At 68.1% G+C, this 15,840-nt stretch carries 13 protein-coding genes; 7 read left to right on the forward strand and 6 right to left on the reverse strand.

Annotation, left to right across the window (positions count from 1 at the left end; translation table 11 throughout):
- Positions 1 to 209: 209 nt before the first annotated feature.
- A complete protein-coding gene (locus tag ABD154_RS14870; RefSeq protein WP_198499664.1) occupies positions 210 to 1,268 on the reverse strand; it encodes a GmrSD restriction endonuclease domain-containing protein in 1,059 nt (352 codons plus the stop codon).
- 155 nt (positions 1,269 to 1,423) lie between these two features.
- Positions 1,424 to 2,221 carry a PaaX family transcriptional regulator gene (locus tag ABD154_RS14875; protein WP_344251538.1) on the reverse strand — a complete coding sequence of 266 codons (798 nt, stop codon included), beginning with the start codon at positions 2,219 to 2,221 and terminating at the stop codon, positions 1,424 to 1,426.
- Positions 2,222 to 2,366: 145 nt separating this feature from the next.
- Between ABD154_RS14875 and ABD154_RS14880 the strand changes: the two genes are divergently transcribed.
- The 6 genes from ABD154_RS14880 to ABD154_RS14905 are packed head-to-tail and all read left to right on the forward strand — an operon-like array spanning position 2,367 to position 10,175.
- Positions 2,367 to 3,755: an MFS transporter gene (locus tag ABD154_RS14880; RefSeq protein WP_198499666.1), complete on the forward strand. Its 1,389-nt coding sequence runs from the start codon at positions 2,367 to 2,369 to the stop codon at positions 3,753 to 3,755.
- Positions 3,752 to 5,380, forward strand: a complete 1,629-nt coding sequence (gene menE / locus ABD154_RS14885; RefSeq protein WP_344251539.1) for an o-succinylbenzoate--CoA ligase — start codon at positions 3,752 to 3,754, stop codon at positions 5,378 to 5,380. Before ABD154_RS14880 ends, menE begins: the two co-directional genes overlap by 4 nt.
- The gene (locus tag ABD154_RS14890) at positions 5,377 to 6,300 is read left to right on the forward strand and encodes a crotonase/enoyl-CoA hydratase family protein (protein ID WP_344251540.1); all 924 of its coding nucleotides are present in this window, start codon (positions 5,377 to 5,379) and stop codon (positions 6,298 to 6,300) included. The genes menE and ABD154_RS14890 overlap by 4 nt, the downstream gene beginning before the upstream one ends.
- Positions 6,297 to 8,315 (forward strand): acetoacetate--CoA ligase, encoded by a 2,019-nt coding sequence (locus ABD154_RS14895; RefSeq protein WP_344251542.1) that lies wholly within the window; start codon positions 6,297 to 6,299, stop codon positions 8,313 to 8,315. Before ABD154_RS14890 ends, ABD154_RS14895 begins: the two co-directional genes overlap by 4 nt.
- Positions 8,312 to 9,232 (forward strand): 3-hydroxyacyl-CoA dehydrogenase NAD-binding domain-containing protein, encoded by a 921-nt coding sequence (locus ABD154_RS14900; protein WP_344251543.1) that lies wholly within the window; start codon positions 8,312 to 8,314, stop codon positions 9,230 to 9,232. Before ABD154_RS14895 ends, ABD154_RS14900 begins: the two co-directional genes overlap by 4 nt.
- Positions 9,233 to 9,290: 58 nt before the next feature.
- Positions 9,291 to 10,175, forward strand: a complete 885-nt coding sequence (locus tag ABD154_RS14905; RefSeq protein WP_344251544.1) for an amidohydrolase family protein — start codon at positions 9,291 to 9,293, stop codon at positions 10,173 to 10,175.
- A gap of 74 nt (positions 10,176 to 10,249) precedes the next feature.
- Here ABD154_RS14905 and ABD154_RS14910 read toward each other — a convergent pair whose 3' ends face one another.
- The 4 genes from ABD154_RS14910 to ABD154_RS14925 form a co-directional block, all read right to left on the reverse strand.
- Complete coding sequence (locus tag ABD154_RS14910; RefSeq protein WP_198499671.1) at positions 10,250 to 10,861, reverse strand: PadR family transcriptional regulator; 612 nt, start codon at positions 10,859 to 10,861, stop codon at positions 10,250 to 10,252.
- A gap of 86 nt (positions 10,862 to 10,947) precedes the next feature.
- A complete protein-coding gene (ligM, locus tag ABD154_RS14915) occupies positions 10,948 to 12,351 on the reverse strand; it encodes a vanillate/3-O-methylgallate O-demethylase (protein WP_344251545.1) in 1,404 nt (467 codons plus the stop codon).
- A gap of 90 nt (positions 12,352 to 12,441) precedes the next feature.
- Positions 12,442 to 13,317 carry a formyltetrahydrofolate deformylase gene (gene purU, locus ABD154_RS14920; protein WP_198499673.1) on the reverse strand — a complete coding sequence of 292 codons (876 nt, stop codon included), beginning with the start codon at positions 13,315 to 13,317 and terminating at the stop codon, positions 12,442 to 12,444.
- Between the two features lie 3 nt (positions 13,318 to 13,320).
- Positions 13,321 to 14,172, reverse strand: coding sequence for a methylenetetrahydrofolate reductase (locus tag ABD154_RS14925; protein WP_344251546.1), 852 nt, complete (start codon positions 14,170 to 14,172; stop codon positions 13,321 to 13,323).
- A gap of 214 nt (positions 14,173 to 14,386) precedes the next feature.
- On the opposite strand from ABD154_RS14925, the gene ABD154_RS14930 reads away from it, so the two are divergent.
- Positions 14,387 to 15,730, forward strand: coding sequence for an MFS transporter (locus tag ABD154_RS14930; protein ID WP_211978731.1), 1,344 nt, complete (start codon positions 14,387 to 14,389; stop codon positions 15,728 to 15,730).
- Positions 15,731 to 15,840 lie beyond the last annotated feature (110 nt).

The following is a 15,840-nucleotide window of genomic DNA, read 5'->3' on the forward strand; positions in this document are numbered from 1 at the left end:
ATCCCAACTGCACTCACCATCCGACCCCGCGAGTCCACTACCGTCGGCTCCAGCGGACGCCGATCACGCTTGTAGACCCCGCGCGACCGGCGCGAAGCCACCGTTTTCAAGGCCGAGCAAGGGTTCTCAAACTCCCTACGGAGGTCCACCGTGTCGCCAAGCCCCGCAGCTCTCCCGAACCCGGATGTGTGCGGGGCTTCGTCGACTGGCTACTCGCAGCCGACGCCGTCGCCGTCACGGTCGAGATGGCGGCCATAGCCGGGATCGCCGACGCGCACGGGCGCCGCTCCGGCGGCTCGCGCGGCCGTGCAGTTCTTGTAGTACACCGACCCGCCCGACGATTCGCGCTTCGGTTGCGGCTCGGATTCACGCCGCTTCGGCTCAGGATCGGGAGCCGACGTCTCGACGGGCCGCTTCGTCTTCGTCGGCTCCGGCTCGACCGTGACGTTGTCGCCGTCGCCTGCCGCAGGCCACGACACGTCGCCGGCAAACGCCGGCTCATCCTCGCACGACTCGAGCACCCGGGTCATCGCATCCCGTTCGGCCTTGACCACCCACAGCCCGTACTTGTGCTTGACGGCGATCTGCCGCGAGACGTATTCGCAGCGGAAGCTCTTCTGCGGCGGCAGCCACGTCGCCGCGTCACCGTCTCCCTTCTGGCGATTGAGCGTCGAGCTGACAGCGAGAAGGTTGAGCGGGTCGTTGCCGAACTCCTCGAGCTCAGCCTCGTCGAAGTCCTGCGCTCCCGTCTGCCACGCATTGGACCGTGCAACGACGTGGTCGATGTCGATATTGTTCGGGTCGCGATCAAACTCGTAGGACTCACCGAGGTACGGGTCATCGAGTGTTCCCCCGACCACGACACAGCCGTTCGAGCCGCGCTTGAGGGTGATGTCGCTGAGATCGCGGCGAAGCACATCGTTCCTCGTGTCACAGCCGTTGTGATCGACATCCGAGCGCCAGTGGAAGAGATCGGCATCGTATCCGGTCTTCGGGGCCCTGCCCTTGGTGTCGATGTCGGCCAGCATCGCGAGCGCGGTGCCCGGATCGGCCGTGTCCGTCGGCACCGGGGTCTCAGTCGTCGGCACCGGCTCGGCCGTCGCAGATGCGGACGCAGTCTCACCCGCGGCTTCGCCTGCCGTCTCCGCCGGTCCACCGCCGACGACGACCGAGATGATCGCCGCGATGACGATGACGACGACCGTGAGGCATCCGCCTCCGCCGCATCCGAGACCGACCTTCGCTCCGGTCGACAGCTTTTCGGGCATGTGTGTTGTCCAATCGAGGTCGGGTGTGCTCTGCCGCCTCACGCTGGTGGACGACTCATTGAGTGGCGGGCGCGGATCCACTTCACATGTAGAGCGAGCACCGCCTCAGGAATGTTAGCCGACCGTCGATGCAGCCCCGACCACCGGGGTCGCCCTCACTCCAGCTCGCCGGCGAAGAAGTCGGCGACGACCGGCTCCTCGGCCGCTCTGAACTGCTCATCGAGGTCCGCGAACAGGCGCCACTGGACGAATCCCGGCCAGTCGCCGGGCAGCAGCTCCGCCGGCAGCTGCGGGTCGCTGCGGGTCAGCGTCAGCCAATCGAAATGAAGCTCCACGCGCCGCACGAGCGCCTCGGCGGCCGTCAGCTCGGAGACTGCGCACTGCCCCCACTTGTCCCCGAACGCCTCGTACTGCGCCGCCACCTCGGCGAGATCGAAGGCATCGACGAGCATCGCGTCGGTCGTCGGCGGTTGGATCTCCCCGTACACGACGACGGGAGCGACATCGCAGGCCTCCTCACCGAGGATCTGCTCGACGTCGACGGCTGCCGGGGCCGCCCACGTACCGCCATCGAGACGGCCGAATCCCGCCCACGACAGTCGCGACGACACCTTGTGCCGCAGCGCCCGCTTCGACTCGGGAACCTGGATGCGCACGACCGTCCACTTCCCATCCCAGGGCCGCGCCCGATCGCCGATGAACATCTTCCGGCCTCCCTCGAGGAGGATCTCCCGGGCCCGGTCGCTCACGGTGTAGAACGTCTTGCGCCCGTCCTTGGCCCGGATGACGAACCCCTTCGCGGCATTGCGCTGGAGCACCGAGCGCGCGGCGGCCTCGCCGACGCCGAGCTTCCCCATGACGCCGACGATCGACGCACCGCTCAGCGGTGTCGGCTCGCCCGTCATGTGCAGCCCGGCGAGCGCGAGGAACAGCGATTGGGGATGAACGGGCATGGCATCACATTAGCGCGTCACTTTCCCTGTCAAATTTATTCTGCGAACTCTTGTCGTACCGTCATCTATTTGCATAGTATTCAAATGGGTTCGGTCACGTCAGCTCGACGCCGCCCTTTCAAGCCACAGAGTCAGCGAGGATCCCATGGCTTCCACGAAATCTCCGACCATGCTCAAACGGGCCGCCGCGTCCGCCTACCTCGGCAGCGTCATCGAGTACTACGACTTCTTCCTCTACTCCGTCTGCGCCGCCCTCGTCTTCCAACAGGTGTTCTTCTCCAACCTTCCGCCGCTCGTCGGCACCCTCGCGAGTCTCGCGACCTTCGCCGCCGGCTACCTGGCCCGTCCGCTGGACGGCATCATCTTCGGTCACTTCGGCGACAAGCTCGGACGCAAGCGCATGCTCGTCATCAGCATGTTCACCATCGGCATCGCCTCGACTCTCATCGGCGTCCTCCCCACCTACGACCAAGCCGGCGCCATCGCCCCGCTCCTCCTCGTCCTCATCCGCGTCATCCAGGGCATCGCGATCGGCGGCGAATGGGGAGGCGCGACCCTGATGTCGGCCGAGCACTCGACGACGAACCGCGGTTTCTGGGCGAGCTTCACGAGTGCCGGCGCCCCCAGCGGCCAGGTTGTCTCCGCCGCCGTTGTCGCCGGCACCCTGGCGGTCATGGGCGTCGAGGAGTTCGTCGCATGGGGCTGGCGGCTGCCGTTCCTCGCCTCGATCATCCTCCTCGTCGTCGGCGTCGTCGTCCGCGCCGCCGTCGACGAGTCCCCCGAGTTCCTCCGCGCGAAGGAGCGCCCGCGGGCGAAGTCGATCCCCATCCTGGCGACCCTGCGCAAGCAGCCGGTCACCCTCCTGCTCTCGATCGGCGTCGGGCTCTCCGCCTTCATGTTCCAGGGCCTGCTCACCACGTACTCGGTGGCCTTCGGCGTCCAGATCGGGGTCGACCAGCAGACGATCCTCAACGCCCTGACCTTCTCCTCGTTCTTCGCGATCTTCGGCATCATCCTCTGGTCGCGCCTCTCCGATGCGATCGGGCGCCGACCCCTCGTCATCACCGGCGCCATCCTCATCGCTGCGTGGAGCTTCGCCCTCTTCCCCCTCATCGAGACGAAGAACGGCGTCCTCATCACCATCGGCATGATCATCGGCCAAGGCATCATCCATCCGATGATCTACGGCCCGCTCGCCGGGTTCTACACGGAACTCTTCGACACCGAGCACCGCTACACCGGCGCCTCGCTCGGCTATCAGTTCGCGGGCCTCGGCGCCGGCATCTCCCCCGTCCTCTTCGCCGCGATCATGACGGCCAACGGCGGCTCCTCGACCATCCCGCTCTCCCTCGTCATCGTCGCCGTCTCGATCGTCAGCATCCTCTGCATCCTCCGCCTCGGCGAGACGAAGACGCGCAGCCTCTCCGATCGAGTCGCCCCCGACACCGCTATCCCAGCCGATGGCTCTGCTGCGTCCCCGGCGTCCGGACCCTTGACCGCCGACGACCCCGCACCGGAAGGACAGAGCCGTTGACCTTCGTCCACCCCAGCCTCGCGACACTCTCCGAGCGCCAGGCCACCGATCACGGCGGGTCGACCGCGATCCGCTTCGCCGGCATCGATCACTCGTACGCCGATCTCCATGAGCGCACCCTCATCGCGGCCACTGCCCTGCACTCGGCGGGCATCCGCCGCGGTGACCGGGTCGCCTACCTCGGACCCAACCATCCGGCCGCGGTCGTCACCGTGCTCGCGTGCCTGCGCCTCGGCGCGATCTTCCTCCCGCTCAACTGGCGCCTGGCCCCCGCGGAGCTCGACTTCCAGCTCGACAACGCCGGAGTCTCCCGCCTCCTCGTCGCTCCCGAGTTCACGAGCACCGCCGATCGCCTTCGCTCGACGGTGCCGGTCGAACCGGTCCGCTGGGACCCCGCCCCCGCCTCGGCGCAGGGACCGATGATCCCCGCCGCGGACCTCGACGGCGACGAACCCGCGCTCCTCCTCTTCACCTCCGGCACCACCGGACGGCCGAAGGGCGCCGTGCTCTCCCACGCCAACGTCCTGTGGAACGCCTTCAACTTCCTCCTCAGCACCGACCTCACCGCCGCGGACACGACCCTCGTCGCCGCACCGCTCTTCCACGTCATCGGTCTCAACCAGCAGGTGCTCACGAGCTACCTGCGCGGCGGCCGCATCCTCATGGAGGCGACCTGGGACGTCGACCGCGCCTTCGACGCCATCGAACACGAGGGCCTGACGTGGATGGCCGGGGTGACGACGATGTTCGCCGATATGCTCCAGTCGCCGAGGTGGTCCACCGCCGATCTCACCTCGCTGCGGTTCATCAATTCCGGAGGCGCCCCGATCCCGGTCTCCCTCATCAACGCTTTCCAGGCCCGGGACATCGCCTTCTGCCAGGGGTACGGGCTCACGGAGACCTCGCCCGGGGCGACGATCCTGCCGGCGTCGCATGCCCTGGACAAACCCGGATCGGCCGGTCGAGCGCTGCCGTTCTCCGAGATCGACATCCGCGACCCCTCGGGGAACCCCTGCGCGGCCGGCCAGCCCGGCGAGGTCGTCGTGCGCGGCCCCAACGTCACGAACGGGTACTGGAGGAACGACGCGGCCACGGAGTCCGCATTCTCCCCCGGCGGGTGGTTCCACACCGGGGACATCGGCTACCTCGACGAGGACGGCTTCCTCTTCATCGTCGACCGCCTCAAGGACATGTTCATCTCCGGAGGTGAGAACGTCTACCCCGCCGAGGTGGAATCCGTCCTCTTCGAACATCCCGCCGTCGCCGAGGCCGCGATCGTCGCCGCCGCCGACGACCGCTGGGGCGAAGTCGGCCACGCCTTCGTCGTCGCCGCCGACGCCCACACCCCGGCCCCCGAGGAGCTGCGCGAGTTCCTCCTCACCCGCCTTGCGAAGTACAAGGTCCCGAAGCACTTCGACATCGTCGACTCCCTCCCGCGTACCGGCTCGGGCAAGGTCCACAAGGGAACCCTGCGCCGCACCGGACCCCTCGGCGCCCACGGGACCGGCCATGAGCCGACCACCGCTGGCCCGACCACATCAGCACCGACCACCGCCGACTCGACCAACCCCGAACCGACGATCACAGCACCGACCAGCACCGCACCGACCAAGGAAGCACCATGACCTCCCACACCCCCCTTCCCACCGAGGCGACCGGCCCCACCGAGGCAGCCCGACCCACCGAGGCAGCCCGATCCGCCGAGGCGAGCGCTGGGCCCTCGCGACCGGCGTCCCCTGCCACATCCGAATCGGTCGATTCCAGCCCGACCGACCTCGGCCCGACACTGAGCTTCGTCCGCGACGGGTCCATCGGCGTCCTCACCCTCGACCGCCGCGCCAAGCGCAACGCCCTTGACGATGCGACGATCGGCCGCCTCGGCGCGTTCTTCACCGAACCTCCCGCAGGCATCCGCGCGATCGTGCTCACCGCCGCCGGCGACCACTTCTGTGCGGGACTCGACCTGTCCGAGATGACCGAGCGCGACGCCGTCTCCGGTCTCCTCCACTCCCGCCGGTGGCATGCGACGATGAACGCGATCACCGAGTCGGCGATCCCCGTCGTCGCCGTCCTCCAGGGTGGCGTCATCGGCGGCGGACTCGAACTCGCCAGCGCCGCCCACCTCCGCGTCGCCGAGGACTCCGCCTACTTCGCCCTCCCCGAGGGCAAGCGCGGGCTCTTCGTCGGCGGCGGCGCCTCGGTGCGGGTGCCCCGGCTCATCGGCCTCAACCGCGTCCAGGACATGATGCTCACCGGCCGCTCGTTCGACGCCGTCGAGGCGGAGACCATCGGACTCGTCAACTACCGCGTTCCCGCTGGTCAGGGCACTGAGAAGGCCATCGACTTGGCGCGCGCGATCGCGTCGAACTCCGAGGTGACGAACTACGCGATCACCCAGGCGCTGCCGCGGATCGTCGAATCCGGCCGCGACGAGGGCTACATGATGGAGGCCCTCATGGCCGCCGTCGCTCAGTCGAGCACCGAAGCGAAGGCCCTCATGCGCGACTTCCTCGACGGCACCGGACCGAAGGTGAGGAAGCCATGACGACGATCATCCGCGAGGTCCCCGCCGATGCCCGGGACACCAGCCGCCTCGGTGACTTCCTCCGCTGGGCAGGCGAGCGCCGCGGCACCGCCTTCGCCGGCTGGGACGATCTCCACCGCTGGTCGACCACCGAGATCGAGGAGTTCTGGGAGGCGATCTGGGACTACTTCGGCGTCATCAGCCACGCCCCGTACGAGACGGTGCTCGAGCAGCGGATCATGCCGCACGCCAAGTGGTTCCCCGGGGCGCGGCTCAACTACGCCGAGCACTCTCTCGGCTTCCCCGACCAGGCCGATGACATCGCCGTGACCGCGGTGTCCCAGACCCGGGAGGAGCGCACCCTGACCTTCGCCCAGCTGCGCGCCGAGGTGGCCCGGGTCCGCTCAGGCCTGCTCGCCATGGGGGTCGGTCCGGGCGACCGGGTCGCCGGGTACCTGCCGAATCAGCCCGAGGCGCTCGTCGTCTTCCTCGCCGCAGCGAGCATCGGGGCGATCTGGGCCAGCTGCGCCCCGGAGTTCGGCACCCAGTCGGTCATCGATCGCTTTGCCCAGATCGAACCGACCGTGCTCGTCGCGATCCCGGGCTACCGGTTCGGTGAGAAGCCGATCGACCGGAGCGCCGAGGTGGCCGAGATCGTCGCCGCCCTGCCGAGCCTCACCCATCTCATCACCGTCGACTACGGCGACTTCGCCGTCGACGACGCCGCCCGCGCCCTCATCGCCGACGCCCGTGAAGCGGACTCGGCTGTCGAGGTCACGGACTACGAGAGCCTCGGCGCCGCCTCGGCGGACCTCGAGTTCACTCCGGTCCCCTTCGACCACCCGCTCGTCATCCTCTTCTCCTCCGGGACGACGGGGAAGCCGAAGGCGATCGTCCACTCCCACGGCGGGATCCTCCTCGAGACGCTGAAGAACCACGGGCTCCACTTCGACCTCGGTCCCGGCAGCACGTTCTGCTGGTTCTCGACGACGGCGTGGATGATGTGGAATGCGCTCGTGGGCGGGCTCGTCGTCGGGTCCGCGATCGTCATGATCGACGGCAACCCCAACCATCCCGATACCAAGGAGCTGTGGCGCCTCGCGGCGCGCACCCGGGCCACGCTCATGGGCATGGCCCCGGGCGCGATCATGGCCGCCCGCCGTGAGGGCCTGGCGCCGACGACGGAGTTCGACCTCTCCGCCGTCGAGCAGTTCGGCGTCGCCGGGGCTCCGCTGCCCGCTGAGGGCTACGAGTGGATCCAGGATCAGTTCGGCGTCGGGGTCCTCCTCAACGTCGGATCCGGGGGCACCGACGTCTGCTCGGGAATCCTCCAGGCCTCACCCCTCACCCCCGTCTATGCCGGGCGGATGTCCGGCACCTCCCTCGGCTTCGCGGCCACCGCCTTCGACGCGGACGGCAACGAGGTCCGCGATGAGCTCGGAGAACTCGTCATCACCGCCCCCGTGCCCTCGATGCCCGTGACGTTCTGGGGCGAGGACGGCGACGCCCGCTACCGCGCCGCGTACTTCGACACCTACCCGGGCGTGTGGCGGCACGGCGACTGGGTGGAGTTCTTCAGCGACGGCGGCGTCGTCGTCACCGGCCGCTCCGATGCCACCCTCAACCGGGGCGGGGTGCGACTCGGGACCGCCGACTTCTACTCCGTCCTCGACACCCTGCCCGGGGTCCGCGACTCCCTCGTCATCCACCTCGAGGATCCCGCCGGCGGGATGGGTGAACTCGTCCTCTTCGTCCAGTTCGACGACGGGGGTCCCGTGTCGCCGGAGACGGCGGCGAGTCTCCGCGCGGCGCTGAAGACCCGGCTGTCCCCGCGGCACATCCCCGACGACATCGTCGGAGTGTCCCGGATCCCCCTCGGACGCACCGGCAAGAAGCTCGAAGTCCCGGTCAAGCGCATCATCCAGGGTGCCGCGGCCGACTCCGTCGTCAGCCCCGGGTCCCTGCAGGACCCGCGCTCCCTCGAGGAGTACATCGCCTACGCGGCCCGGTTCTCACGCGAGGAGGCATCGGCATGAGGACAGCGATCATCGGCACGGGCGTCATCGGCGCGGCGTGGGCGGCGGGGTTCCTCGCCGCCGGCCACGAGGTCACGGCGTTCGACCCCGCCCCTGGGGCCGCGGACCGCCTGCGTGACGACGTCCGCTCCGCACTCGAGACCTCCCATCCCGATGCGCTCGGCCGCCTCGCGCAGCTGCGTTTCTCCGGCTCCCTCGCCGAGGCGGTCGGTGAGGCCGACTTCGTCCAGGAGAACGGTCCCGAACGGCTCGAGGTCAAACAGGCCATCCTCGCCGACATCGATGCGGCCGCGCCCACCTCGGCGATCATCGCCTCGTCGACCTCGGGCTTCGGTCCCTCGGCGATCGCGGCGAGCGCCGAGGTCGCCCCGCAGCGGATCGTCGTCGGGCATCCGTTCAATCCGGCCCATCTCATCCCGCTCGTCGAGGTCGTCACCGCACCCGAAGCACCGGAGGAGATCGGCGAGCGGGCCGTCGAGGTCTACCGCGCGATCGGGAAGAAGCCGATCCGTGTGCGGGCCGAACTCCCCGGCCACGTCGTCAACCGACTCCAGGCCGCCCTCTGGCAGGAGGCGTACTCCCTGGTCGATCGCGGAGTCGTCTCCGTCGAGGACATCGACACGGCGATCTCCTACGGCCCGGGACTGCGGTGGGCGGTGCTCGGTCCCCTCGCCATCCAGCACCTCTCCGGCGGCCCCGGTGGGATGCGCCATCTCCTGGAGCACCTCGGGCCGCCGCAGGAGGTGTGGATGCACGATCTGCGTCAGGTCCACCTCGGCGAGGAGCTCACCGAGAAGCTCGTCGCCGGCGTCGAGGAGGAACTCGACGGGCGCAGCACTGCAGCGCTGATCCGTGACCGCGATGCCATGCTCGCCGAGCTCATCGCCCTCAAAGAGCGCTACCCGACGCTGCCGTGAACCCGTCAGGCCGCGGCGCCCGCCGCGCCCCCGCCGACCCGCAGGAGGACTGCTCCCGATGAGATACGAACCCGCGATCGACACCGCGACGATCACCGCGCTCGACGTGCACACCCACGTCGAATCCGACGACCACGACCACACCTCGCTCGACGACGAGCTCCTCGCCGCCTCGGCGGACTACTTCCGGGCCGCGGTGCCGCGCACACCCACGGTCGCCGACCTCGCCGCCTACTACCGTGAGCGCAGCATGGCCGCGGTGATCTTCACCGTCGATGCGACGACGGCCCTCGGCGGCCACCCCCCGGTGTCGAGCGAGATGATCGCCGAGCAGGCCGCCGAGCACAACGACACCCTCATCCCGTTCGGCTCCGTCGATCCCCGCCGGCCCGCCGAGGCGGTCGCCCGGATTCGGGAGCTCGCGACGGACTACGGGGTGCGCGGGATGAAGTTCCACCCCAGCCTGCAGGGCTTCGACCCCAGTGAGCGGGAGTACTACGGGCTCTACGAGGCGTGCGCCGAGCTCGGGTTGGTCGCGCTCTTCCACACCGGGCAGACGGGGATCGGGGCGGGACTGCCCGGCGGTCGCGGCATCAAGCTGCGCTACTCGGATCCGATGCTCCTCGACGATGTCGCCGCCGACTTCCCCGACCTCACGATGATCCTCGCCCACCCTTCCGTCCCGTGGGCCGATTCGTCGATCTCGATCGCCACCCACAAGGCGAACGTCTACCTCGACCTCTCCGGCTGGTCCCCGAAGTACTTCCCACCGCAGCTGGTTCGGGCCATCGGTTCGATCCTCAAGGACAAGGCGCTCTTCGGGTCCGACTTTCCCCTCATCACCCCTGAGCGCTGGATCAGGGACTTCGAGGACCTCGGCATCCGGCCCGAGGCCGTGCCGCTCATCATGAAGGACAATGCCGTGCGCGTGCTCGGACTCTGAGCGTCCCGCGGGCTCACTGAGGGTCGGGATCGTCGGGGAGCAAGCTCACGGCCGGGCTCACTGAGCGGCGGTGCTCATTGGGGGTCGGCGTCCTCGACCCCGTCGGCGATGCCGAGCTGGCGGATGAGCGCCAGTCCTTCCCGGGCCCACCGGATCTCGCCGCGAGCACGCGCAGCCAGACCCTCGTACGAGTAGCGCTTGAAGGCGATGGTCGCCTCCCGGTCCTCGTCCTCAGTGACCTCGAGACGACGGTTGAGCATCGGCGAGGTGAGGGTGTCGATCTTGCAGATCTCCTCCTCGACGGTCTCGAGCTCGACCTGCCAATGGCGGATATGACCGTTGAGGAACTCCTCGATCGCCTCGGGGTCGGCGGCCTCGAGGTACGCGGCCCGCAGATGCGCGGCATCGCGCGTGCGCTGGTACTTCAGCGGGGCATTCATCCACTCGAGGAACTCCCGCTCCCCCGCCTCGGTGACGTGGTAGACCTTCCGCATCCCCGACGCTCCCCGGGCCTGCTCTTCGGCGGTGAGGAGACCCTGGTCGGCCATTTTGCGCAGCTCCGGGTAGATCTGGGAATCCGGAGCATGCCAGACGTGCCCGACGGACTGGGAGAACTGCTTCTGCAGGTCGTAGCCCGACATCGGTCCGATGCGGAGGAGCGCGAGGATCGCGTTCCGCAGACTCATGGCATGCTCCTTGGTTTCGACTCTGACCACTCGACAACGACGAAAGGGCCCGGGCTGTGTGCCCGAGCCCTTCCAGACTATAGCCGTCAGGAGTTCTGACCCGTGCGCCATCCCCCGCGGTAGGTCTGGCGGGCCACGGTCGAGTACGGCACCGGGCTGACGACGGCCTTGACCTGGGTCTGCTCGTGCGGTTCGACCGAGGCCTTGTTCGTGCCGCCGTCCGGCTCGCCCCAGACGACCGAGAGCTCCGCGCCCTCAGGGACATCGGGGTTGACGGTGGCCAGGGAGAGACCGCGACGCTCGTTCGCCGAGTAGCCGGTGAACATCGAGAACCCGACGACGTTGCCGTCGGCATCGACGACCGAGTCGTAGTTCGCCGACCCGTAGTTCGCCAGCGGCAGGTCGAAGAACTTGTAGTTCGGTCCGTCGACATCGAGCAGCGAGGTCCACACCTTGCCGAGGTCCTCGGCGTCCCATGCGAGCGTGACCTTCCGCCGCTGAGCGGCGGGGTCCATCTTCTCGAGCGCGTCGCGACCGATGAAGTCGTGGTCGAACTTCACGAACGAGCCGTAGCCGAGTTCCCACGGGGTGAGGTAGTAGTCCTCGATGTTATCGGAGACGAACGACCCGGCCAGGGTGCCGGTGGCCTCGTAGCTGTCGGCGCCGAGCCATTCGCGGAACGGCCGCTCGGCCTCCCCGGTGTAGATCGCCGGCAGCGGCGAGGGGATCCACCCGGATTCCAGGGTGTTCGACGGGTAGGCGCGCGATCCGACGGGCAGCAGACCGAACTCGGCCCCCGCCTCGACGATGGCGTCGCGGATGACGTCGTGGTCCTCGTACGGTCCCCAGATCTCGAGGCCGGGGGCGCCGGCCATGCCGTGGCGCAGTGTGCGCACCTCCTTGCCCGCGATCGTCATCGTCGACATGTTGAAGAAGCCGAGCTTCTCCAGCGGGCCGCCGTTGAGCTTCTCGATGACCGACCAGGCGTTGGGTCCCTGGATCTGGAACCGGTAGTACTGCCGCGAGACCGCGTGTCCGTAGGGACGCGACGGCGAGCGGCGGTCGACCTCGATGTCGAGGTTGGGGTAGTCACCGGTCTCGGCGTGGAAGAGCAGCCAGTTCGAGGCGGGTGCCCGGCCGACGTAGACGTACTCCTCGTCGGCTTCGCGGAAGAGGATGCCGTCGCCGATGACGTGACCGGATGCCGTCGTCGGCACGTACTGCTTGGCCTTGTTCACCGCGAAGTTCGCCACCGAGTTGATCGCGGTGTCGGAGATGAGCTTGATCGCGTCGGAGCCCTTGAGGAACACGTTGTCCATGTGGTGGGACTGGTCGTAGAGCACAGCGGTGTCACGCCATGCCTTCTGCTCCTTGATCCAGTTCGTGAAGTCCGCGGGGACCACGGGGTAGATGTAGGAGCCGATCTGGGAGTTGCGCAGAAGGTCGACGGGATTGGTCGAATCGAGGATCTGCTGCAGGTTGTCGGACATGGTGGTCAAACCTCTCTGTTCTTGTCTCTCTTGCGTGGGAGTTCTCTGGGGTGGGGTGGGTCAGTGGGGAGGGGGTGCCGGGAGGACGGGTCAGGTGAAGACGATCGTCTGGTTGCCGTGGCGGATGACGCGGTCCTCGGCATGGAGGCGCACGGCCCGGGAGAGCACGGCGCGTTCAACGTTGGCGCCGCGCGTCTGCATGTCGGCAGCCGTCATCGTGTGGTTGACGCGGGTGACGTCCTGTTCGATGATCGGCCCCTCGTCGAGGTCCTTCGTCACGTAGTGGGCGGTCGCGCCGATGAGTTTGACTCCTCTCTCCTTGGCCTTGCGGTAGGGCGCTGCGCCGATGAACGCGGGGAGGAACGAGTGGTGGATGTTGATGATCGGCACCTCGGCCTCGTCGATGAACGACTCCGAGAGGATCTGCATGTACCGGGCGAGGACGACGAAGTCGACGTTGCCGTCGAGGAGTTCGAGGATCCGCGCTTCGGCCTCCGACTTGTCCTCCCCCTGGGAGGGGACGTGGAAGAACGGAATCCCGAATCGGCGCACCTCCTCGGCGAGGTCGGAATGGTTGGAGATGACGAGGGGGATCGTCACCGGCAGCTCTCCGCGCTGGTGCCGCCAGAGGAGGTCGAGGAGGCAGTGGTCGCTCTTCGACGCGAGCACCGCCATGCGCTTGAGCGCGCTGCCCTCGACGAGGCGGTAGTCGATCTCGTGGGGCCCGAGGGTCGCGGCGAGGTCGGCTTCGATCTCCGGCAGCGCCGCACTGAGACCCTCGCGGTGGAAGACGACGCGCTGGAAGAAGTCGCCGCCGCGCGGATCGGTCGTGTACTGGTCGAGGGAGATGATGTTGCCCTTGTTGCGCGCGATGAGGGCGGTGATGAGGGAGACGAGTCCCGGCTGGTCGGGGCAGGTGACGATGAGCGTCGCGAAATCGCGTCGGCTCGCAGCGAGCTGGTTCACGGTCTACGCCTCCCTGACGAAGTCGCGGACCCATTCGGCCGTCGCCGCGAGGCCGCCGAAGGTGTAGAAGTGCGCCTTCACCGTCCCAGCGTCCCCCGCGCCTGCGAGGTCGGTCGCGAGCTCGCTGACGAAGCGATCGGGTCCGGCCGTGCCGACGAGGTTGGTCAGGGAGAATCCGTACTTCCGCACGATTCCCGCGCTCGCTCCGACCCCGAAGCGCCGAGCGTAGCCCATGAGCCGCTTGACCCCGGCCGGTCCGGGCACGCCGACGCGGATCTCGGCGTCGATGCCGGCGGCCCGCACCTCCTCGATCCACGCCGTCACCCGGTCGGCGTCGAAGGCGAACTGGCTGAGCACGACCTGCCCGAGTCCCTGGTCGGCCAGCGATGCGGATTTCGCCGCCAGGTGCTCGGCGAGGGTGGCCGAGTCGATGTCGGGATGCCCTTCGGGGTAGCCGGCGATGCTCACCTCGCGAACCCCGTAGTCCTGGAGGATGCCCGAGCGGATGATCGTCAGCGAATCGGGGTAGGGGCCTTCGGGGACGGCCGGGTCTCCGCCGACGACGAAGACGTGTTCGCTGGCTCCGACGTCCTGGAGTGCGGCGAGGAACTCCCGCAGGCTCGGCTCGGAGGCGATGCGGCGGGCCGAGATGTGGGGAACGGGGACGAACCCGAGCTCGCGCACCGCCTCGGCGGCGGCCACGCGCATCGGAAGATCCTCATTGCCGAGGTAGGTGACGTTGATCCTCGTCCCGGTGGGGATGACCGCAGCGGCCTCCCGCAGTGCGTCGACATCCTTGCCGGTCATCTCGAGTGAGAAGTCCTCCAGAAGTCGAACCGCCGTTGACTCAATCATGGGGTCAGTTCCTTTCGTGAACACTGCCGTGGGTTCCCTCGCACTATAGGCACAATCATTTACCTATGTCCATAGGTATCCAGAAGATTTGCATTTCGCCTCTGTTTTGCTGAATAAGTTCTGAGACGGTAATGCGGATCACGTCGTTTTTCCCTATGCTTATAGCCATCTCGCACCGTCGCGGGATGGACTGCTTGCAGAATCGGAGACCAACGTGGATCTACGCGAACGCATCGACACCTCACGGATGTCGCCCTACCAATGGCTCATCGTCGGCATCTGCACCTTCCTCAATGCCCTCGACGGCTACGACGTCCTGGCGATCTCCTTCTCGTCGAATCAGGTGACCGAGGAGTTCTCCCTCTCGGGCACAGCACTGGGCCTGGTGATGAGCGCGGCCCTGCTCGGCATGGCCGTCGGCGCACTCATCCTCGGCCCGGTGGCCGACCGCATCGGCCGCCGGCGGATGACGATCATCGCCCTCATCGTCAACTGCGCCGGGCTGTTCCTCTCGGCCACAGCCACCTCGGCGACGGAGCTCGGCATCTGGCGGGTCGTCACCGGGCTCGGCATCGGAGGCATCCTCACCGGCACCAACGTCATCTGCGCCGAGTACGCCTCGCGGAAGCGACGCGGACTCGCCATCAGCATCTACACCGCCGGCTACGGTGTCGGCGCGGCCGTGGGCGGGACCATCATGGTCTCGCTCATCAGCAGCTTCGGCTGGCGCTCGGTGTTCGTCTTCGGCGGCGCGCTGACGATCGTCGCGCTCATCCTCGTCATCGTCCTCATTCCCGAATCCCCGTCGTTCCTCTACAACCGACAGCCGGCGAACGCGCAGCGCCGGCTCGACACGATCGCCCGCCGCCTCGGGCAGACGGGCCCGGTCGAGCTCATGCCGGTGCCCGCCCTGGCACGCACCGATCGCGGCATTCCCGCACTGTTCAACGCCCGCAACCGCCGGGTCACCATCGTCGTGTGGGCGTCGTTCTTCATCATCATGTTCGGCTTCTACTTCGTGAACTCGTGGACGCCGCGACTGATGAACGAGACCGGCCTCAGTCCCACCCTGTCACTCATCGTCACCGTGGCCCTCACCCTGGGCGGGGCGATCGGGTCGGTGGCCTTCGGTCTCTTCACGTCCCGGTGGTCGACGCGCGAGGTGCTCATGACGTTCATCGTCATCGCCGCCGTGCTCATGGCGGTCTTCATCTTCACCGCCCAGTGGGTCGCCCTCGTCATCGTCGTCGGTCTGCTCGTCGGCATGGCGATCAACGGCTGCATCGCCGGCCTCTACGTCCTCACCCCGCAGTCGTACGCCTCGAGTCTGCGCTCGACCGGCGCCGGGTGGGGCACCGGAATGGGACGGTTCGGCGCGATTCTCGCACCCACCGTGACCGGAGCGCTGCTCGACGGCGGATGGAGTCCGCAGGCGATCTACATCCTCGTCGGCGTCATCCTGCTCCTCGCCGTGGTCGCGCAGCTGGGCCTGCGCGGTGCCGACATCGAAGCCAACCGCAGGCCGACACAGCGCGCCGAGGCGGTCGTGGCCGACTAGGCGGTCGCGGCCGGCCGGGCGCGGTCACCGCCGGCCTGGCCGATGCAGCGTGCCAAGTCAGTCACGACCGGCCAGGCGACAGCCCTCACACCGCGGGCCCCGATACCTTT

Source organism: Brevibacterium sanguinis (assembly GCF_039528855.1).
Taxonomy (GTDB): domain Bacteria; phylum Actinomycetota; class Actinomycetes; order Actinomycetales; family Brevibacteriaceae; genus Brevibacterium; species Brevibacterium sanguinis.

What these genes read in the sequence shown, in the direction of transcription:
- ABD154_RS14870 (WP_198499664.1), bottom strand. Translation starts at nt 1,268, where the DNA reads ATGCCCGAAAAGCTGTCGACCGGAGCGAAGGTCGGTCTCGGATGCGGC.
- ABD154_RS14875 (WP_344251538.1), bottom strand. Translation starts at nt 2,221, where the DNA reads ATGCCCGTTCATCCCCAATCGCTGTTCCTCGCGCTCGCCGGGCTGCAC.
- ABD154_RS14880 (WP_198499666.1), top strand. Translation starts at nt 2,367, where the DNA reads ATGGCTTCCACGAAATCTCCGACCATGCTCAAACGGGCCGCCGCGTCC.
- ABD154_RS14890 (WP_344251540.1), top strand. Translation starts at nt 5,377, where the DNA reads ATGACCTCCCACACCCCCCTTCCCACCGAGGCGACCGGCCCCACCGAG.
- ABD154_RS14895 (WP_344251542.1), top strand. Translation starts at nt 6,297, where the DNA reads ATGACGACGATCATCCGCGAGGTCCCCGCCGATGCCCGGGACACCAGC.
- ABD154_RS14900 (WP_344251543.1), top strand. Translation starts at nt 8,312, where the DNA reads ATGAGGACAGCGATCATCGGCACGGGCGTCATCGGCGCGGCGTGGGCG.
- ABD154_RS14905 (WP_344251544.1), top strand. Translation starts at nt 9,291, where the DNA reads ATGAGATACGAACCCGCGATCGACACCGCGACGATCACCGCGCTCGAC.
- ABD154_RS14910 (WP_198499671.1), bottom strand. Translation starts at nt 10,861, where the DNA reads ATGAGTCTGCGGAACGCGATCCTCGCGCTCCTCCGCATCGGACCGATG.
- ligM (WP_344251545.1), bottom strand. Translation starts at nt 12,351, where the DNA reads ATGTCCGACAACCTGCAGCAGATCCTCGATTCGACCAATCCCGTCGAC.
- ABD154_RS14925 (WP_344251546.1), bottom strand. Translation starts at nt 14,172, where the DNA reads ATGATTGAGTCAACGGCGGTTCGACTTCTGGAGGACTTCTCACTCGAG.